This is a genomic window from Streptomyces sp. NPDC049541 (assembly GCF_044465725.1).
Classification (GTDB): domain Bacteria; phylum Actinomycetota; class Actinomycetes; order Streptomycetales; family Streptomycetaceae; genus Streptomyces.
Genome location: NZ_JBITLY010000004.1, coordinates 339,009 through 356,247 on the forward strand (window position 1 = coordinate 339,009; position 17,239 = coordinate 356,247).

The window sequence follows — 17,239 nt, forward strand, 5'->3', positions numbered from 1 at the left end:
GTGTGGTCACAGGCGCGGGGAGCGGCGGACGGTCAGGACGGCGATGTCGTCGTGCCGGCGGTCGGCGCCGGTGAACGCCAGGGCGTCCTCGTGCAGGGCCCGGGGCAGTTCGGTGGGGGAGAGGCCGAGGTGCTTGGTCAGTCGCTCGTCGAGGGGGTAGAACGTGCCGTCGTCGGCGCGGGACTCGGTGAGGCCGTCGGTGGTCAGCAGCAGCGTCGAACCGGCCGGGAAGTCGAACCAGTCCACGGTCGTGGGTTCGGCGGCCAGTTCGGCGAGTCCGAGCGGGACACCCGAGTCCAGCGACGGAGTGGTGACGAGGCCCTCGTGCATCAACCGGGGAGGAATGTGCCCGCAGTTGACGACCTGCACCTCGCTGTCGGCGTCGACGCCGAGGATGAGCGCGGTGACGAACCGCTCGTCGTCGCCGCTCTGTTCGGCGTAGGAGTTGTGCCGGACGACCGCCGCGTCCAGGGCGTCGACGAGCGCGGTGAGCGTGGGTTCCCGGTGGGCCGCCTCCCGGAAGGCGCCGATGACGGCGAACGCGGCGCCCACGGCGGCCAGGCCCTTGCCCTGCACGTCGCCGATCAGCACCCGGGTGCCGAAGGGCGAGTCGACGACGTCGTAGATGTCGCCGCCGACCAGCCGGTCCTCCTGCACGGGCTCGTAGACGCCGTTGACCAGCACGTCGTCGGTGACCAGCGGCAGCGGGTGCAGGATGTGCCGTTGCATGGCCGCGGCGGTCGAGCGCAGCCGCAGCATCTCGTGCTCGCGCCGGATGCGCCAACGGCAGGCGTAGACGGAGGCCACCCCGAGCGCCAGGGTGAACAGGACCAGCAGCAGCCGGTCCAGCCAGTGCCCGCCCACCGGGGCCCGCACCACCGCGGTGGTGGTGACGACGACCGAGGTCCACGCCGCGACGAACCCCGTCTGCCGCACGGTGCACAGCGCCGACGCCGTCCCCGGCAGGAAGACCAGCAGCCCGAGCAGCCACACCTCGGACCCGGACAGCACCCCCAGGACCTCCACCAGCACCGTCACCGACACCACGCCGACGACCAGCTCGGCGTTGCTCGGCGGCTGGATGGCGTCGGAGACCTCGACGGGTCTCTTCCGTCGGTTACCGGTCATGGGGGCTCCCGGTCAGGTGGTGATCACCCTCTACGGTATTGCAGGCGGGACAAAGTCCGCTGCGGCTCTCCGCGCCCCAAGGGGCCCGGGGAACTGCGCGACCAGCCACAACGGCGCCGCAGAGGACAGGCAACCCATCGCGGCACCACCCGCGGAGCGCCTAGTCGACGTCGACCGGCCCGTCGCCCGACTTCCTCTCCTTGCCCGAGCGCAGCTGGAGCAGCCCGTTGCCGGGGCTCTCCTCGGACCGGCGCCCGTCCGTGGCGTCCTGGCCGTTCAGGTTCTGGCGGACCGAGTCGAGGATGGTCAACCCCTGGGAGACCAGACCGGCGGCGATCTCGCCCAGACCGTCCGCGCCGTTGAGGACGTTGACGTTGGCGCCGGCCAGGCCACCCGCCGCCTCCTTCACGATCTGCGGCAGCTGGTCGATCAGCATCCGGTCGAGGGCGACCCGGTCGTACGAGGCCGCCGCCTCGGCCTGGATCTTCATGCGCTGCGCCTCCGCGGCCGCCAGCACCCTGACCCGCTCGGCCTCGGCCTCGGCGGGCTTCACGATCTCGGCGACCAGCTGCTGCTGACGCAGCTTGGCCTGGCGCTGCGCCAGTTCGGTCTGCGCGGCGAGCACCTCCTGCTGGGCGTGCGCCTGCGCCAGCGGTCCGGCCTGGGCCGCCTGCGCCTGGGCGCGGTCCACCTCGGCCGAGTACTGGGCCTTCACGATGGCGGTCTGCCGGGCGTACTCGGCCTGCTTGCGGGCCGCCTCCTGCTCCGCCTCGACCGAGGCCTGGGTGGCCTGGGCCTGGGCGATCTGGGCCTGCCGCTGGATGGCCGCCTTGTGCGGTGCGGACATCGCGTCGATGTATCCGGCGTCGCCGTCGTCGATCGACTGGATCTGCAGCGAGTCCACGATCAGACCGATCTTCGCCATCTCGGTCTTGGAGGTGTCCAGGACCTCCGCGGCGAGCTTCTGCCGCTCGGTGACGATCTCCTCGACCGTCATCGAGCCGATGATCGCTCGCAGGTGACCGGCGAAGATCCGCCCGGTCAGGACCGACATCTGGTCCTGGTCGGAGAGGAAGCGCTGACCGGCGTTGATGATGCTCTCGTGGTCGTTGCCGACCTTGAACGCGATGACGGCGCGGACGTGCAGGGCGATCCCCTGCCGGGTCACACAGGTCTCGGTGACCTCGGACTCGCACATCGACAGGGTGAGGAACCGGGTCTTGCGGAAGAACGGGATCACGAACTTGCCGTGCCCCGTCACCACTCGGAACGGCGCGCCCCCCAGTCCCCGCCTGCCTCCCGAGATCAACATCGCCTCGTCGGGAGCGGGAACGCGGTATCCGAACATGTTTCTTTCTACTCCTCAGTCAGCGCCGGCGGCGTCGCCACCGAGCGCGTCCAATGGATCCACCCACTCGATGACGCCGACCTCACGACATCCGCGCGACTCGATCACCAGCACCGTCGCCCCCGTGGGCAGGGGATCTTCGGACCAGGCGAGGAAGGTCTCGGAACCGCCTCTGACCCGCACCAGGATTTCGCCGGGCCCCGCGGATCCCCGCGTTCCGACGAGCACCTTCCCCGTGCAGCCGATCACGGCTTCGTCCTGCGGCATCATGGCCGCTCTCCTATGTTCTGGCCCACGATTCAGACGATAGACCTACCTGGGTCCGGGACCCAACGGGCTCGGCGAACCGGCAGCCGCCGCAGGGGCCCCGCCGTCCCCGCCCGGCGGGGCCTCCCGCCCCCGGAACGGGTGGATTCCCTTTGCGGAAAGGCCAGTTGCCTGCCTCCCGCCTCTGGCCCCGAAGACATACCGGGCGGTATACAGGCTGCGTCGCGTGTGATGCCGCGCCTTGCTGCGGCTCCGCGCGACGTCCGGGTCTCAGGGGGAGGAATCGCATGGCGGACGACACGCGTTCGGGCTCAGCGGCGAGACGCCGGCGGCGGGGGATGGCGGTGGGGGCGGCGCTCTTCGGCTGCGCCCTCGTCGCGGCGTCCACGACGCCTGCCGCGGCACACGGAGGGGGAAACGGCCGGGACACCCGCTATGTGTCGCTCGGGGACTCCTACACGGCGGGCCCTCTCATCCCGCAGCAGGTGGACGCCGACTGCGCCCGCTCCGACCACAATTACCCCTCGATCGTGGCGGCGGCACGCAAGGCGACCGCGTTCAAGGACGTGAGCTGCAGCGGAGCGACCACCGACAACATGTGGAAGGCGCAGGGCACCAACGAGCCCCAGCTGGACGCGCTGAACCGCGACACCGGTCTGGTGACGGTCCAGATCGGCGGCAACGACATCGGTTTCAGCTCCATCATCGGCACCTGCGCCCGCCTCAGCTCCCAGGACCCGACCGGTGACCCGTGCCGGCGCTACTACGCCTCGTCCGGCATCGACCAGCTCACGCTCGCCATCGCGCGGACCGCACCGAAGATCGACGCGGTGCTGCGGGCCGTGCACGCCAGGGCCCCGCACGCCCGGGTGCTCGTCGTCGGCTACCCCGACCTGCTGCCCGACGACGGCAGCGGCTGCTATCCCGCGGTGCCGTTCGCGGCCGAGGACTTCGCCTATCTGCGGGACACCGGCAAGCGGCTGAACCTGATGCTCCGGCTGGTCGCCCAGTGGGACCGTGCCGAGTACGTCGACACCTACGGGCCCACGGTGGGCCACGACATGTGCAAGGCGCCCGACGTCCGCTGGATCGAACCGCTCCAGCCGGCCTCGCCCGCCGCCCCCGCGCACCCCAACGCCAAGGGTGAGGAAGCGATGGCGCGTGCCGTTCTCGAACGTCTGGGCAAGGGACACGGCCGCGATTGAGCGCCAGGGTGCCGAGGTTCGGCCCCATTGGTGTGACGTCGGGTACGGGGATGAATGAAAGATGCTGAACGGGCAACGTTCCCCTTCATGCCCCGCTTCATGCACAGCACGAACAGTCCCCTGCAGGTGATTCGATGACGACGGCGACCAGGGCGCCCCGGACGCCGTCGACCACCGAGGCCACGACCACCACGAGGAGTTCCCCGTCCGCTCCGGCGCCCTCGCTGCCGTCCCTCACCGGCCTGCGATGGATGGCCGCGCTGCTGGTCTTCGGACTGCACGTGCACAACTTCCACTACTTCGACGGCTCCGCCGGCTCCCTCGTCACCTGGGCGTTCGGGGCCGGCGCCACGGGGGTGTCGTTCTTCTTCGTGCTGTCCGGGTTCGTCCTGACCTGGTCGGCCCGGCCCGGCGACCGCGCGCCCGCCTTCTGGCGCCGCCGTATCGCCCGCATCCTGCCGGTGCACCTGGTCACCGCCGCGATCGCGCTGCTCATGGCGTACACGCTGGCCCACCAGTCCAAGCCGACCCTGAGCCAGGGGCTCGCCAACGTCCTGCTGGTGCATTCCTGGTGGCGGCCCTGGTGGCAGACGCTGGACCCGGTCAGCTGGTCGCTGGCCTGCGAGGCCTTCTTCTACGCCGTCTTCCCGCTGCTGGCGCTGCTGCTGCGCCGTCTCGGCGCCCGTGGCGCGGCGGCGCTGGCCGGGGCGTCGGTGCTGGCGGTGCTGGGGCTGGCGTGGGTGGACGCGCACCACTGGCTGGGCCAGCAGATCTACTCCCTCCCCGCCGCTCGGCTGCCCGAGTTCGTCCTCGGTGTCGCCGTCGCCCGGCTGGTGCTGCTCGACCGGTGGCGCGGACCCGGCCTGGAGGCCTCGCTCGCCCTCGCGATCATCGGCTACTTCCTCGTCCCGCACGTCCCGCACCTCACCGACGGCTACCCGGCCACCGTCTGCACGGTCATCGGCTTCGCCCTGCTCATCGCGGCGGCGGCCGTCGCCGACCTGCACGGCCTGCCCTCGATGTGGCGCCATCGGCGACTGGTACGGCTGGGGGAGCTCTCCTTCGCGTTCTACATGGTCCACCTGCTCGTGCTCCGCGCCGGGACCAACGTGCTCGGCGTGAAGCCCCTCTTCGGCCCGTCGGCGGGTCTGGCCGTGACGGCCGTCGTGTTCGCCGTGTCCCTCGGTCTGTCCTGGGTCCTGTACGAGGCCGTGGAGCGCCCCGCGAGACGCCTGCTGCTGCGCCGCCGCTCCTCCGCCGAGCGCCGCTCGGTCGTCCGGCAGCCGGACGGCCAGGAGGCCTAGCTAGGCCGTACCGTCGCGCAGGCCGAGCCGCAGATGCTCCACGTGGTAGAGGGCCTGCTCGAGCAGCTCGGCGACGTGGTTGTCGTAGAGCGCGTAGATGACCGAGCGACCGCGGCGCTCGCCGGTGACCAGGCCGAGGTTGCGCAGGAGGCGCAACTGGTGGGAGCAGGCGGACTGTTCCATGCCCACCGCGTCGGCGAGTTCGGTCGCCGCGCACGGGCCCTCCTGCAGACGGGCCAGGATGCGCAGCCGGGACGGGGTCGCCAGGGCCTGGAGCGTGGCGGCCACATCGGCGGCACCCACTGTCTCCAGGCGCTCGCGTGCCGTTGCGGCGGTGGTGGTTTCAGCTCCATGGCCCATGCCGTTCATCCTACGGAGGGTGAACGGCCGTAGCCCCGTACCCATGCCCTGATGGTCCTGCACTCATGAAGAAATGAATGGGTCTTCATGTGTTCCTGTATGGTCGGAGCATGACCTCCACGCTCACTCCGCCCAAGGCCGCCCCGGTCCCGACCGCGCCCGTGTCCCCGCGGCGCACCCGGCTGCTCGCGCTGCCCGAGGTGCGCTGGGCCGTCGCGGCCACCGTCTGCTTCCTGCTCGCGCTGCCGCTTCAGCTGACCGGCGCACCGGCCTGGACCTGGGGGCCGCTGTACGTGGCGGCGTACGTCTCCGGCGGGTGGGAGCCGGGCCGGGAGGGGCTCAAGGCGCTCCGCGAGAAGACCCTCGACGTCGACCTGCTGATGGTCGTCGCCGCCCTCGGCGCCGCCGCGATCGGGCAGGTCATGGACGGCGCCCTGCTGATCGTCATCTTCGCGACCTCGGGCGCACTGGAGGCACTGGCCACGGCCCGGACCGCGGACTCGGTGCGCGGACTGCTGGACCTGGCGCCCGCCACGGCGACCCGGATCGCCCCGGACGGCTCCGAACGGGCCGTGGCCGTGGAGGAGTTGACGATCGGGGACACCATTGTCGTACGGCCCGGCGAGCGGGTCGGCGCCGACGGCCGCGTACTGGACGGCGCGAGCGAGGTCGACCAGGCGACCATCACCGGTGAACCGCTGCCCGCCCTCAAGGAGCCCGGCGACGAGGTGTTCGCCGGGACCGTCAACGGCACGGGCGCGCTCCGCGTCCGCGTCGAACGGGACGCCTCCGACTCGGTGCTGGCGCGGATCGTCCGCATGGTCGAGGAGGCGTCCGGGACCAAGGCGCCCACCCAGCTGTTCATCGAGAAGGTCGAACAGTGCTACTCGCTCGGCATGGTGACGGCGACCCTCGCCGTCTTCCTGCTGCCGCTCGCCTTCGGAGCCGAGCTGACCGGGGCGCTGCTGCGGGCCATGACCTTCATGATCGTGGCCTCGCCGTGTGCGGTGGTCCTGGCCACCATGCCGCCCCTGCTGTCCGCCATCGCCAACGCCGGACGGCACGGCGTGCTGGTCAAGTCGGCGGTGGTGATGGAGCGGCTCGGCCAGGTCGACACCGTCGCGCTCGACAAGACCGGAACGCTGACCGAGGGCGTCCCACGCGTGACGGACGTACGGCCGCTGCCCGGATCCGGCATGGGGGACCGGGAGTTGCTGACGCTCGCGGCCGCCGCCGAGCACCCCAGCGAGCATCCGCTGGCGCGGGCCGTCGTGGCGGCGGCGCGCGAGCGGGAGCTGCCGTTGCCGTCCGCGCGGGACTTCGACTCGACGCCCGGCGTCGGAGTGACGGCCAGGGTGGACGGGCGGCGGGTCACGGTCGGCGCACCGGCCCGGCTCCTCGGCGGCGCGACCGACGCCGTGGCGGCGCACGCGGCGGTCCATGCGGCCGACCTGGAGGAGTCCGGCCGTACCGCGGTCCTCGTCATGTCCGACGGCGTCCCCGTCGGACTCCTGGGCCTCGCCGACCGGTTGCGCCCGGACGCCGCCGCCACGGTCGCCTCCCTCACGCACCTCACCGGAACCGCCCCGACCCTGCTGACCGGCGACAACCCGCGCGCGGCCGCGCACCTGGCCGCCGAGGTCGGCATCGAGGACGTCCGGGCAGGACTGCTGCCGCAGCACAAGGTGAGCGCGGTGACGGAGCTGGAGCGCGCGGGACGCAAGGTGCTCGCCGTCGGGGACGGCGTCAACGACGCCCCGGCCCTCACGGCCGCACACACCGGTGTCGCCATGGGCCGCGCGGGGTCCGACCTGGCGCTGGAGACCGCGGACGCCGTCATCGTCCGCGACGAACTCGCCACCGTCCCCGCGGTGATCGCCCTCTCCCGCCGGGCCCGGCGGCTGGTCGTGCAGAACCTGGTGATCGCCGGGGTCTTCATCGCGGGACTCGTCGTCTGGGACCTCGCAGGCACCCTGCCGCTGCCCCTGGGCGTCGCCGGTCACGAGGGCTCCACCGTCCTCGTCGGTCTCAACGGGCTGCGGCTGCTGGGGGAGCGGGCCTGGCGGCGGGCGGTCGCCGAGTCCGGCTGAGGTCCGCGGTCGAAAACCGGTGGATCAGCACCGCTGTGCTGCCCTACCGTGCTGCCGACCCGAGTCGCCCAGGCAAGGACGTGCCGTTGTACACCGTGTGAGCCCCCCCGAGAGCTGATCTGTCGCGCGTCGCGCAGTTGCGCCGCGCTGCTTCTTGCTGCGGACTTCTCACTGAAACCGGTGTACTTCTGTGCTCAATACCTGGGTGGTCATGCCCACCTGCCTGCCGAGCGTTCTGCGCCGCTGCCACACGTGCGCGTCCGAACGCTTCCGGGCCAACGGCAAGTTTCGCGTCAACGCACACCACAAGCTCCTCGACGCCTGGCTGCTGGTGCTCTGCACCGGTTGCGGGGACACGGCGAAGCTCACGGTCCTGGACCGGACGAACGTGCGCTGCGTACGACCTGAGCTGCTGGACCGCATGCACGCCAACGACCCTGTTCTGGCAGCGGAGTTGCTCCAGGACCCGGCTCTGCAGTGCCGCAATCGCACAGCCCTCGACTGGGACGGCGCCTGGCGCCTCGACACCGGCGGAACGGATCACCTGGACCGCGAGGTGATCGACGTCCGCGTCCGCTTCGCCGCGCGGATCCCGGTCCGGCCGGTGCGGCTGATCGCGGACGGCTGCGGTCTCTCGCGGGCCGAGGTCGAACGTCTCATCACGGACGGGAAGCTCGTCTCGGCGGTCCGACTCGGCGGCAAGCTCTCCGGCGACTTCACCTTCACGCTGAAGCGCTGAGCCCTCGCCGGGACACAGGCCTGTCCGGCGGCTCCGCCGGACGGGCCTTTCAGGCTCTCAGTCCCGCAGGCGCGCCGCCGGCCCCGGCGTCACCGTGACCTCCCTCGGGGAGAGCGCGGTGTGCTCCTCGGGGCACTCGACCACGACCCGCACCGGAGCGCCGCAGTCGCGGTGCCTGACCTCCAGGACCGGGCCCTCGGGATCCCCGACGTACGCCTCGCCCCACTGCCGCAGCGCCACGATGACCGGCCACAGATCGCGGCCCTTGGCGGTGAGACGGTACTCGTAGCGGGTCCGGCTGCCCTGCTCCTGGTAGGGCACCGTCCGCAGGATCCCGGCCGCGACCAGCTTGCGCAGCCGGTCGGACAGGACCGCCTCCGACAGCCCCACATGGCGGCGGAAGTCGTCGAAGCGCCGCACCCCGTTGAAGGCGTCACGCAGAAGCAGCAGCGACCACTTCTCGCCGATCAGGTTGAGGCTGCGCTGGACCGGACAGTTCTCGGTGCTCATCTCGAGCCACTTCATGTCGTCATCGTAGAACACCTGGCTTCTACATTGACAGTCAGCTGACCGGAGAGCTAGCTTCGAGAAACATAGTCAGTGGGTCAGGGAGGAACCGCAGCCGCATGGAACGCTCTCGTACGTACGACTGGGACGACCCCGCGATCTCGGCGGGCGCCGTCGGGCAGGGCACCGGCCTGCACTTCCTCCGCGAGATCCTCGCCGGCCGGCTGCCCGCGCCGCCGATCGCCGCCACGCTGGGCATGTCGATCGAGGAGGTCGACCACGGCCACGCGGTGTTCTCGCTGGAGCCCGGCGAGGAGCATTACAACCCCATCGGCAGCGTCCACGGCGGCATCTACGCCACGATGCTCGACTCGGCGGCCGGCTGCGCCGTGCAGTCCACCCTGCCGGCGGGCATGGGCTACACCTCGCTCGACCTGACGGTGAAGTTCCTGCGCCCGATCACCGCCGACACGGGCAAGGTCCGCGCCGTCGGCAGCGTTCTCAACAGCGGTCGGCGCACCGCACTCGCCGAGGCGCAGCTCTTCGACTCGGCGGACCGCCTGCTCGCACACGCCACGAGCAGCTGCATGCTGTTCCCGGTGCCGGGGGCCTGAGGCTCGGCTCCCGCCCTGATCCTGCGGGCATGGCCAAGGCCCTCGCGCTTGGTGCGGGCGCCGTCGCCATCGGCGCCGCAGCGCTCATCTCGCTTGGCGACAACCACCCCAAGCAGGGCTACTTCGACGGCAGCCAGGACGGCCCCGACCCGGGGTCGGCCCAGGGTGTGGAACTCGCCGCCCGCCTGGCCCCCGTCGAGGCCGGTCGCCGCCTCGCGAACCACCTCCGTGCGCTGAGCATGGGAGCCCAGAGCCCCCCTGCGCCCGCGGCAAGGAGCCCACCTCCTGCCTCCCGAGCCCGAGGGCTTGGTTGCCCCTACCATCGAATCCGCCGCCATGGCCCGCGCCCCGCTCGCGGGCACGAACTGGATCCCCCGGGAGGGTCTGTGATCGCCGTCGTAGGTGCCGGGCTGATGGGCGCGGCCACCGCCTGGCAACTGGCCCGGCGCGGCCACGAGGTCACGCTGATCGAGGCGTACGACATCGGCCACCGGCATGGCAGCTCGCACGGCAGCTCGCGGATCATCCGGCGGGCGTACGCCGACCCCTTCTACGTACAGCTGACCGGGCAGGCGTATGAGCAGTGGCGGGAACTGGAGCACGACACCTCAACTCCCTTGCTGCGCACGACCGGTGGCCTCGACATGGGGGAGGAGCGCGACACGAAGGGGATCGCGGAGCTCCTGACCGCGGCCGGAGTGCCCCATGAGCTCCTCGGCCCGGAGGAAGCCGCCGAGCGCTGGCCGTACATCCGCATCACGGGCCCGGTGCTCCACCACCCGGACGCGGGCGTCGTCGACGCCGACCGGACCGTCGTGGCCTGCGTCCGGCGGGCGATCGAGCACGGCGCGGAAGCGATCATCGGCACCCGTGTCACGGGCATCGACGTCCTAGACGGGAAGCGGGTGCTCCTGCGCACCGAAGACGGCCGCGAGGTCCTCGCGGACACCGTGGTGATCGCCGCCGGCGCCTGGCTGCCGGAGTTCGAACTGCCCGTACCACTGCCGCCGTTGGAGGTGACCCAGCAGCAGGTCTTCCACTTCCCGCAGCGGGATCCGTCCGTACAGTGGCCGACCCTGGTCTGGGACGGGGAGCTGCACCTCTACGGCCTGCCGTCGGGAAGCGACGGCGGCTCGCTGCCCACGGTCAAGGTCGCCGAGCACGACCGCGGCACGCCTACCACCGCCCGTACCCGCAGCGGAGTCGTCGATGCGTCGTCGCGGACGCGGGTCAGCGGCTTCGTCCGCGACTGTCTCCCGGGCCTCGACCCCGCACCGGCCGCCGAGGCCACCTGCCTCTACACCACCACCCCCGACGAGGACTTCGTCCTCGACCGGCACGGCCCGTTCGTCATCGTCTCCCCCTGCTCCGGACACGGCGCGAAGTTCACCCCGCTCATCGGCGCGACGGCCGCCGACCTCGCGACCGGCCGCGCCGAACCGCACCCCCGCTTCCGGCTGGGGCGCACGGCATAAGACGCGGCGGCGACCGGCCAGGCCAGCCTCGCCCGGTCGGCACGCGGTCTCGACGTGCAGGCCACCGCGCTGGTCCGCGGTATGGACGACGAACGCGAGGCGGTCTTCGTCCCCGCCGGGACACGGCGCCCGGATCATCCGGCGGGGCGGCAAGGTCGGCCATGAGTACGCCCAGCTCGGTGCGGGGGCGCCCACCAATGGATGGACGCGGCTGTCAGGGCGGCCCACTAGGCTCCCGCGCATGAGCGACGAGGGCAGAGACACCCCTGCGAGACGGGTTGTCGACGGACGGTTCGAGCTGATGGCACGGCTCGGAGGCGGCGGCATGGGCATGGTCTGGCGGGCCACCGACCTGATGCTGCACCGCAGTGTGGCCATCAAGGAGGTACGGCCGTCCGACCCCGGCCTCGCCGAGTACGACCCGGAGGCCGCACGGCTGCTGCGCGAGCGGGTGCTGCGCGAGGCCCGTGCGCTGGCCCGGGTCGACCACCCGAACGTGGTGACGATCCATCACATCGTCGACGGCGGCCCCGGGACCTACCCGTGGATCGTCATGGAACTCGTGACCGGCGGCTCCCTGGCCGACCGCCTCGCCCTCGGCCCGATGAACCCGGTCGAGGCGGCACGCATCGGCCTCGAAGTGCTGGTCGCGCTGCGGGCCGCCCACGAGGCCGGCATCGAGCACCGCGACGTGAAACCGGCCAACGTCCTGCTGCGCCCCGACGGGCGCCCGGTGCTCACCGACTTCGGCATCGCCGCCATCCGCGACGCCACCGCCCTCACCGCCACCGGCTCGGTCATCGGCACCCCCGACTACATGGCACCCGAGCGGGTCTCCGGCAAGGACGGCGGCGCGGCCTCGGATCTCTGGTCGCTCGCGATGATGCTGTACGTCGCCGTCGAGGGCCACCATCCACTGCGCCGGGGTACGACCCTTGCGACCCTCGCCGCGGTCCTCACCGACGACATACCGCCGCCGGTCAAGGCCGGTCCCCTGACGGACGTCCTCGCCCGCGTCCTCGTCCGCGACCCCCAGGCCCGCCCCGACGCCCGGCAACTGGAACGGATGCTGGCCGACGCGGCCCGGCAGGCTCAGCCCGAGACCCCCACGTCCTTCCCCCTGCAACCCCCGGCCGTCCCCCCGTGGGGCACCTCGCCGCAGGACGCCCCACCGCAGTACGCGCCACCGACGACCCCGGTGTCCGCCGGTCGCCGCCGCTGGCCGCTGCTCGTCCTGCCCGCCGCCGGAGTCGCCCTCACCGGCGTACTCGTGTGGACCCTGCTGCCGTCGGGCACGCACGGGTCCGGGACCTCGGGCTCCCACACCACGGGCTCCCGCACCACGGCAACGCCCTCAGCCGGCTCCACCGCTTCTCCCACTGCCGAGGAACAGACCGCCACGACCGACCTGCTGACCCCGCAGGGCATCCGGGCCGCGATCGCGGCCATCGAGAAGGAGACCGGCCGGGACCGCTTCGGCGACCTGACGGTCTACCCGGGGTACGTCAGGGCCGGGGTGATGGTGAAGGGCAGCAGCATCGCGTACGACTCGTACACCTACCGCCCTGGCCAGGGCGTACAGAAGGACATCATCAACGACACACTGTCCGGCGAAGAGAAACCCGTCCGCCTGGACGGCTTCGACTGGGACAAGGTCCCCTCGCTGCTGGTCCAGGCGAAGAAGAGGCTCAAGGTACCCAAGGCGAACACCCGATACCTGGTGCTGAACCTTCCGGGCAACGCCTTCGGCTTTCCCACCGGGATGAGGATCTACCTCAGCAACGAGTACGGCCAGACCGGCTATCTGGTGGCGGACACAAAGGGCGGGGTCAGCACGGTGATGCCCGCCGAGAGCTGATCCTCCACGCCACCCCTCCGCCCCCCACCCATTGCGGCCCCGTCCGAGACGTCCGAGTCTGGGAACAATGCCGGGCTGGGCGAGGAGGCGGCGATGGTGGCGGACGGTGGCACGGTGGGCGCCGAGCGGCAGCGGCTGGCCGAGGCCGACACGTCCCGGGTGGACTGGCGCCGCTGGGGTCCCTACCTCAGTGAGCGGCAGTGGGGGACCGTCCGGGAGGACTACAGCCCCGATGGTGAGGCCTGGTCGTACTTCACCCATGACCAGGCGCGTTCCCGCGCCTACCGCTGGGGCGAGGACGGCATCGCCGGCATCAGCGACGACAAGCAGCGGCTCTGCTTCTCTCTTGCCCTGTGGAACGGCCGCGACCCGATCCTCAAGGAACGGATGTTCGGCCTGACCAACGCCGAGGGCAACCACGGCGAGGACGTCAAGGAGTACTACTTCCACCTCGACAGCACGCCCACGCACTCGTACATGAAGTACCTGTACAAGTACCCGCAGGGCGAGTTCCCCTACGCCGACCTCGTCGCCACCAACAAGGCCCGCGGCCGCCGCGACTTCGAGTACGAGCTGCTCGACACCGGCATCTTCGACGAGGACCGCTACTTCGACGTCTTCGTCGAGTACGCCAAGGCCGGCCCCGAGGACATGCTCGTGGAGATCACCGCGCACAACCGCGGCCCCGACGAGGCCACCCTCCACCTCCTGCCGACGCTCTGGTTCCGGCACACCTGGTCCTGGGCGGGCGGCACCGCCGTACCGAACCTCACCAAGACGGCGGACGCCATCCGCGCCGACCACGACGAACTCGGCCCGCGGTGGCTGTACTTCGACACCGACGCCCCCGCCCTGTTCACCGACAACGAGACCAACAACGAGCGGATCTTCGGCAGCCCCAACAGCACGCCCTACGTGAAGGACGGCATCGACCGCTGCGTCGTCCACGGCGAGGCCGGTGCCGTCAACCCCGCGCAGACCGGCACCAAGGCCGCCCTCCACCACACCCTGACCGTCCCCGCCGGTGACAGCGTGACCGTCCGGCTGCGGCTGTCGGGCGGCGAACTGGCCGACCCCTGGGCGGAGTTCGCGGCCACCATGGACATCCGCCGGACCGAGGCCGACGCCTTCTACGAGGACGTGGTCCCCGACGGGATGAGCGAGGACGAGCGGCGGCTGGTGCGTCAGGCGCTCGCCGGGATGCTGTGGAGCAAGCAGTACTACTACCTCGACGTCGAGCGCTGGCTGGCCGAGCACGGCGTCGACCCCCTCGCAGCCGACCCGAACCTCCGCAACAGCGCCTGGTACCACATGGTCAACGACGAGGTCATGTCGATGCCGGACACCTGGGAGTACCCCTGGTTCGCGGCCTGGGACCTCGCCTTCCACACCCTCGCCCTGTCCATGGTCGACATCGGCTTCGCCAAGGGGCAGCTGGAGCTCCTCCTGGGCCGGCTCTACCTCCACCCCAACGGCCAGATCCCGGCGTACGAATGGAACTTCGGCGACGTCAACCCGCCCGTGCACGCCTGGGCGGTCCTGTTCGTCTACGAACTCGAGAAGCACCGCACCGGCCACGCCGACCGCGCCTTCCTCGAGAACGCCTTCCAGAAGCTGATGAAGAACTTCACCTGGTGGCTCAACCGCAAGGACGTCGACGGCAACAACGTCTTCCAGGGCGGCTTCCTCGGCCTCGACAACATCGGCGTCTTCGACCGCAGCGCCCCGCTGCCCACCGGCGGCCACATCGACCAGGCCGACGGCACCGCCTGGATGGCGCTGTACTGCCAGAACCTCCTCGACATCGCCATCGAACTCGCCGTCGACAACCCGGTCTACGTCGAGCAGGCACAGATGCTGTTCGAGCACTTCGCCTGGATCGCGGTCGCCATGAACCGCATCGGCAAGGACAACGCCAGTCTCTGGGACGAGGAGGACGGCTTCTTCTACGACGTCCTACGGTTGCCCGACGGCACCGCCACCCGGCTGAAGGTGCGGTCCCTGGTCGGCTTGATACCGCTCGCGGCGACCAGCGTCATCGGCGGCCGCGCCGACCGTACCTTCCCCGAACTCGTGGAAGGAGCAAAGGAGTTCATCCAGCGGCACCCGGCCGTCGAAGCCGTCGTCCAACAGCACGACCTGGGCACGGCCGACGAGAACGGCCGCTACCTCTTCGCCCTCTTCGGCGAGGACCGGCTGCGCCGCATCCTCGCCCGCATGCTCGACGAGGACGAATTCCTCGGCCCGCACGGCATCCGGTCCCTCTCCCGTTACCACGCCGAGCACCCGTACCACTTCGACGTCAACGGCCGGACGTTCGGCGTCGGCTATCTGCCCGCCGAGTCCGACTCCGCCATGTTCGGCGGCAACTCCAACTGGCGCGGCCCGGTCTGGTTCCCGGTGAACCTCCTCCTCATCCGCGCCCTGCTCAACCTGCACAGCTACCACGGCCCCGGCTTCACCGTGGAGTGCCCGACCGGTTCCGGACGCCGGCTGAACCTCTACGAGGTCGCCCGCGAGATCTCCGACCGGCTCACCGCCACCTTCCTGACCGGCGAGGACGGCCACCGCCCGGTCCACGGCGCACAGCCCAAGTTCGCCAAGGACCCCCACTGGAAGGATCTGATCCTCTTCTACGAGTACTTCCACGGCGACAACGGTGCGGGTCTCGGAGCCTCCCACCAGACCGGCTGGACCGGACTGGTGGCCGCCACCGCGACCCTCTTCCACGCCATCAGCGCCGACGACTGGCACCGGGGCGGCCGGGAGTCCCTGCGCTCCGTGAAGGACCAGGACGACCGGGACGAACGGTTTGCGGGCTCGGGCGACGAGGAGCCCCTGTCATGACCGTCATCCACGAGATCAACACGATTGTCTGGCTAGGGGAGTTGAGCGGACGCTACGGGCGCCGTGTGACCCTCGGCGATGTCCCCGCCGAGGTCTGGGACGAGGTCGCCCTGCCCGGCATCGACACCGTCTGGCTGATGGGCGTCTGGGAGCGCAGTCCCGCCGGCCTCGCGATCGCCCTGCGAGACGAGTCCCTGCTCGCGTCGTTCCGCCAGGCGCTGCCGGACCTCACCGAGGCGGACATCGCCGGATCGGCGTACTGCGTACGGAACTACGTCGTCGACGCCTCCCTCGGCGGCCCGGAAGGCCTGGCCGAGGCGCGCGCCCAACTGGCCGCCCGTGGCGTGCGGTTGATCCTCGACTACGTGCCCAACCATGTGGCCCCCGACCACCCCTGGCTCACCGAGCACCCGGAGCGCCTGATCCAGGGCACCCGCGAGGACCTGGCCCGGTCACCCGAGGCCTTCCTCGACGTCGGGGGACATGTCTACGCCAACGGACGCGACCCCTACTTCGCCCCCTGGCCGGACGTCGTCCAGCTCAACGCCTTCAGCGAGGACCTGCGCACCGCGGCCGTCGACACCCTCGTCTCCATCGGCGACCAGGCGGACGGCGTGCGCTGCGACATGGCGATGCTGCTGATGAACGACGTCTTCGCCAAGACCTGGGGCGACCGGGCGGGCCCGCCGCCCGCGGACGACTTCTGGCCGTACGTCGTCCCGCGCGTCCGGGCGCACCACCCCGATCTCCTCTTCGTCGCCGAGGCGTACTGGGACCTCGAACGGGCCCTGCAGCAGCAGGGCTTCGACCACTGCTACGACAAGCGGCTCTACGACCGCCTCCTCCACGAGGGCGCCGAGTCCACCCGCACCCACCTCCAGGCCGACCTCACCTACCAGCGCGGCCTGGTCCGCTTCCTGGAGAACCACGACGAGCCGCGGGCCGCCGCCACCCTTCCGGGCGCGCGGGAGCGCGCCGCGGCCGTCACCATCGCCACCCTGCCCGGCGCGACGCTCTGGCACGAGGGCCAGTTCGAGGGCCGCAAGGTCCGCCCACCGGTCTTCCTCGCCCGCCGCCCACAGGAACCGCCCGACGAACAACTCCTCGCCTTCTACGGCCACTTGCTCCCTGCCGCGGCAGCCGTACGCGAAGGCGACTGGCGCCTCCTCACCACCACCGGCTGGCCGGACAACGACACCCACCGCAACCTGCTCGCCTGGAGCTGGACCGGCCCCGCCACCCGCCACCTAGTGATCGTCAACTACTCCGACACCCCGTCCCAGGGCCAAGTCCCCCTGCCCTGGCCCGACCTGACCGGCCACCCCTGCCACCTGGCCGACCTCCTCACCCACCAGATGTACGACCGCGACGGCGCACAACTACTGACCCCGGGTCTCTTCGTCGACCTACCGGCCTGGCACTCGCACGTCCTGACCCTGACCTGACCGGCGGCCGTGGTAGACAGCGACCATGACCTACGTACGCAAGGCCGGCGGT

14 protein-coding genes are annotated in these 17,239 nt (G+C 71.2%); 9 read left to right on the forward strand and 5 right to left on the reverse strand.

What is annotated here, in order from left to right:
- Window positions 1-6: 6 nt before the first annotated feature.
- The 3 genes from ACIBW9_RS17335 to ACIBW9_RS17345 form a co-directional block, all read right to left on the reverse strand.
- Window positions 7-1,128, reverse strand: coding sequence for a PP2C family protein-serine/threonine phosphatase (locus tag ACIBW9_RS17335; RefSeq protein WP_398955782.1), 1,122 nt, complete (start codon window positions 1,126-1,128; stop codon window positions 7-9).
- 160 nt (window positions 1,129-1,288) lie between these two features.
- Window positions 1,289-2,476: an SPFH domain-containing protein gene (locus ACIBW9_RS17340; protein WP_398955784.1), complete on the reverse strand. Its 1,188-nt coding sequence runs from the start codon at window positions 2,474-2,476 to the stop codon at window positions 1,289-1,291.
- Window positions 2,477-2,491: 15 nt separating this feature from the next.
- Window positions 2,492-2,743 (reverse strand): hypothetical protein, encoded by a 252-nt coding sequence (locus tag ACIBW9_RS17345; protein WP_398956479.1) that lies wholly within the window; start codon window positions 2,741-2,743, stop codon window positions 2,492-2,494.
- A 287-nt stretch (window positions 2,744-3,030) separates the two neighbouring features.
- Between ACIBW9_RS17345 and ACIBW9_RS17350 the strand changes: the two genes are divergently transcribed.
- Both ACIBW9_RS17350 and ACIBW9_RS17355 read left to right on the forward strand, forming a co-directional pair.
- Window positions 3,031-3,948, forward strand: coding sequence for an SGNH/GDSL hydrolase family protein (locus ACIBW9_RS17350; RefSeq protein WP_398955786.1), 918 nt, complete (start codon window positions 3,031-3,033; stop codon window positions 3,946-3,948).
- Window positions 3,949-4,082: 134 nt separating this feature from the next.
- On the forward strand, window positions 4,083-5,252 hold the full coding sequence (locus tag ACIBW9_RS17355; RefSeq protein ID WP_398955788.1) for an acyltransferase family protein: 1,170 nt from the start codon (window positions 4,083-4,085) through the stop codon (window positions 5,250-5,252).
- Here ACIBW9_RS17355 and ACIBW9_RS17360 read toward each other — a convergent pair whose 3' ends face one another.
- A complete protein-coding gene (locus ACIBW9_RS17360) occupies window positions 5,253-5,612 on the reverse strand; it encodes an ArsR/SmtB family transcription factor (RefSeq protein WP_398955790.1) in 360 nt (119 codons plus the stop codon). It lies immediately after the preceding gene.
- A gap of 110 nt (window positions 5,613-5,722) precedes the next feature.
- On the opposite strand from ACIBW9_RS17360, the gene ACIBW9_RS17365 reads away from it, so the two are divergent.
- Together ACIBW9_RS17365 and ACIBW9_RS17370 are read left to right on the forward strand one after the other, a co-directional pair.
- On the forward strand, window positions 5,723-7,702 hold the full coding sequence (locus ACIBW9_RS17365; protein WP_398955792.1) for a heavy metal translocating P-type ATPase: 1,980 nt from the start codon (window positions 5,723-5,725) through the stop codon (window positions 7,700-7,702).
- Between the two features lie 190 nt (window positions 7,703-7,892).
- Complete coding sequence (locus ACIBW9_RS17370; RefSeq protein WP_398955794.1) at window positions 7,893-8,441, forward strand: DUF1062 domain-containing protein; 549 nt, start codon at window positions 7,893-7,895, stop codon at window positions 8,439-8,441.
- A 57-nt stretch (window positions 8,442-8,498) separates the two neighbouring features.
- Here ACIBW9_RS17370 and ACIBW9_RS17375 read toward each other — a convergent pair whose 3' ends face one another.
- The gene (locus ACIBW9_RS17375) at window positions 8,499-8,966 is read right to left on the reverse strand and encodes a winged helix-turn-helix transcriptional regulator (protein WP_398955796.1); all 468 of its coding nucleotides are present in this window, start codon (window positions 8,964-8,966) and stop codon (window positions 8,499-8,501) included.
- Window positions 8,967-9,067: 101 nt separating this feature from the next.
- On the opposite strand from ACIBW9_RS17375, the gene ACIBW9_RS17380 reads away from it, so the two are divergent.
- The 5 genes from ACIBW9_RS17380 (at window position 9,068) to ACIBW9_RS17400 (ending at window position 17,187) form a co-directional block, all read left to right on the forward strand.
- Window positions 9,068-9,562: a PaaI family thioesterase gene (locus ACIBW9_RS17380; RefSeq protein ID WP_398955798.1), complete on the forward strand. Its 495-nt coding sequence runs from the start codon at window positions 9,068-9,070 to the stop codon at window positions 9,560-9,562.
- A 386-nt stretch (window positions 9,563-9,948) separates the two neighbouring features.
- Window positions 9,949-11,037, forward strand: coding sequence for an FAD-dependent oxidoreductase (locus ACIBW9_RS17385; RefSeq protein WP_398955800.1), 1,089 nt, complete (start codon window positions 9,949-9,951; stop codon window positions 11,035-11,037).
- A 301-nt stretch (window positions 11,038-11,338) separates the two neighbouring features.
- Window positions 11,339-12,895: a protein kinase gene (locus ACIBW9_RS17390; RefSeq protein WP_398955802.1), complete on the forward strand. Its 1,557-nt coding sequence runs from the start codon at window positions 11,339-11,341 to the stop codon at window positions 12,893-12,895.
- Window positions 12,896-12,988: 93 nt separating this feature from the next.
- A complete protein-coding gene (locus tag ACIBW9_RS17395) occupies window positions 12,989-15,742 on the forward strand; it encodes an MGH1-like glycoside hydrolase domain-containing protein (RefSeq protein ID WP_398955804.1) in 2,754 nt (917 codons plus the stop codon).
- Window positions 15,739-17,187: an alpha-amylase family glycosyl hydrolase gene (locus ACIBW9_RS17400; protein WP_398955807.1), complete on the forward strand. Its 1,449-nt coding sequence runs from the start codon at window positions 15,739-15,741 to the stop codon at window positions 17,185-17,187. The genes ACIBW9_RS17395 and ACIBW9_RS17400 overlap by 4 nt, the downstream gene beginning before the upstream one ends.
- Window positions 17,188-17,239 lie beyond the last annotated feature (52 nt).

What these genes read in the sequence shown, in the direction of transcription:
- ACIBW9_RS17400 (WP_398955807.1), top strand. Translation starts at nt 15,739, where the DNA reads ATGACCGTCATCCACGAGATCAACACGATTGTCTGGCTAGGGGAGTTG.
- ACIBW9_RS17335 (WP_398955782.1), bottom strand. Translation starts at nt 1,128, where the DNA reads ATGACCGGTAACCGACGGAAGAGACCCGTCGAGGTCTCCGACGCCATC.
- ACIBW9_RS17365 (WP_398955792.1), top strand. Translation starts at nt 5,723, where the DNA reads ATGACCTCCACGCTCACTCCGCCCAAGGCCGCCCCGGTCCCGACCGCG.
- ACIBW9_RS17360 (WP_398955790.1), bottom strand. Translation starts at nt 5,612, where the DNA reads ATGGGCCATGGAGCTGAAACCACCACCGCCGCAACGGCACGCGAGCGC.
- ACIBW9_RS17350 (WP_398955786.1), top strand. Translation starts at nt 3,031, where the DNA reads ATGGCGGACGACACGCGTTCGGGCTCAGCGGCGAGACGCCGGCGGCGG.
- ACIBW9_RS17375 (WP_398955796.1), bottom strand. Translation starts at nt 8,966, where the DNA reads ATGAAGTGGCTCGAGATGAGCACCGAGAACTGTCCGGTCCAGCGCAGC.
- ACIBW9_RS17340 (WP_398955784.1), bottom strand. Translation starts at nt 2,476, where the DNA reads ATGTTCGGATACCGCGTTCCCGCTCCCGACGAGGCGATGTTGATCTCG.
- ACIBW9_RS17355 (WP_398955788.1), top strand. Translation starts at nt 4,083, where the DNA reads ATGACGACGGCGACCAGGGCGCCCCGGACGCCGTCGACCACCGAGGCC.
- ACIBW9_RS17345 (WP_398956479.1), bottom strand. Translation starts at nt 2,743, where the DNA reads ATGCCGCAGGACGAAGCCGTGATCGGCTGCACGGGGAAGGTGCTCGTC.
- ACIBW9_RS17390 (WP_398955802.1), top strand. Translation starts at nt 11,339, where the DNA reads ATGGCACGGCTCGGAGGCGGCGGCATGGGCATGGTCTGGCGGGCCACC.
- ACIBW9_RS17380 (WP_398955798.1), top strand. Translation starts at nt 9,068, where the DNA reads ATGGAACGCTCTCGTACGTACGACTGGGACGACCCCGCGATCTCGGCG.
- ACIBW9_RS17395 (WP_398955804.1), top strand. Translation starts at nt 12,989, where the DNA reads ATGGTGGCGGACGGTGGCACGGTGGGCGCCGAGCGGCAGCGGCTGGCC.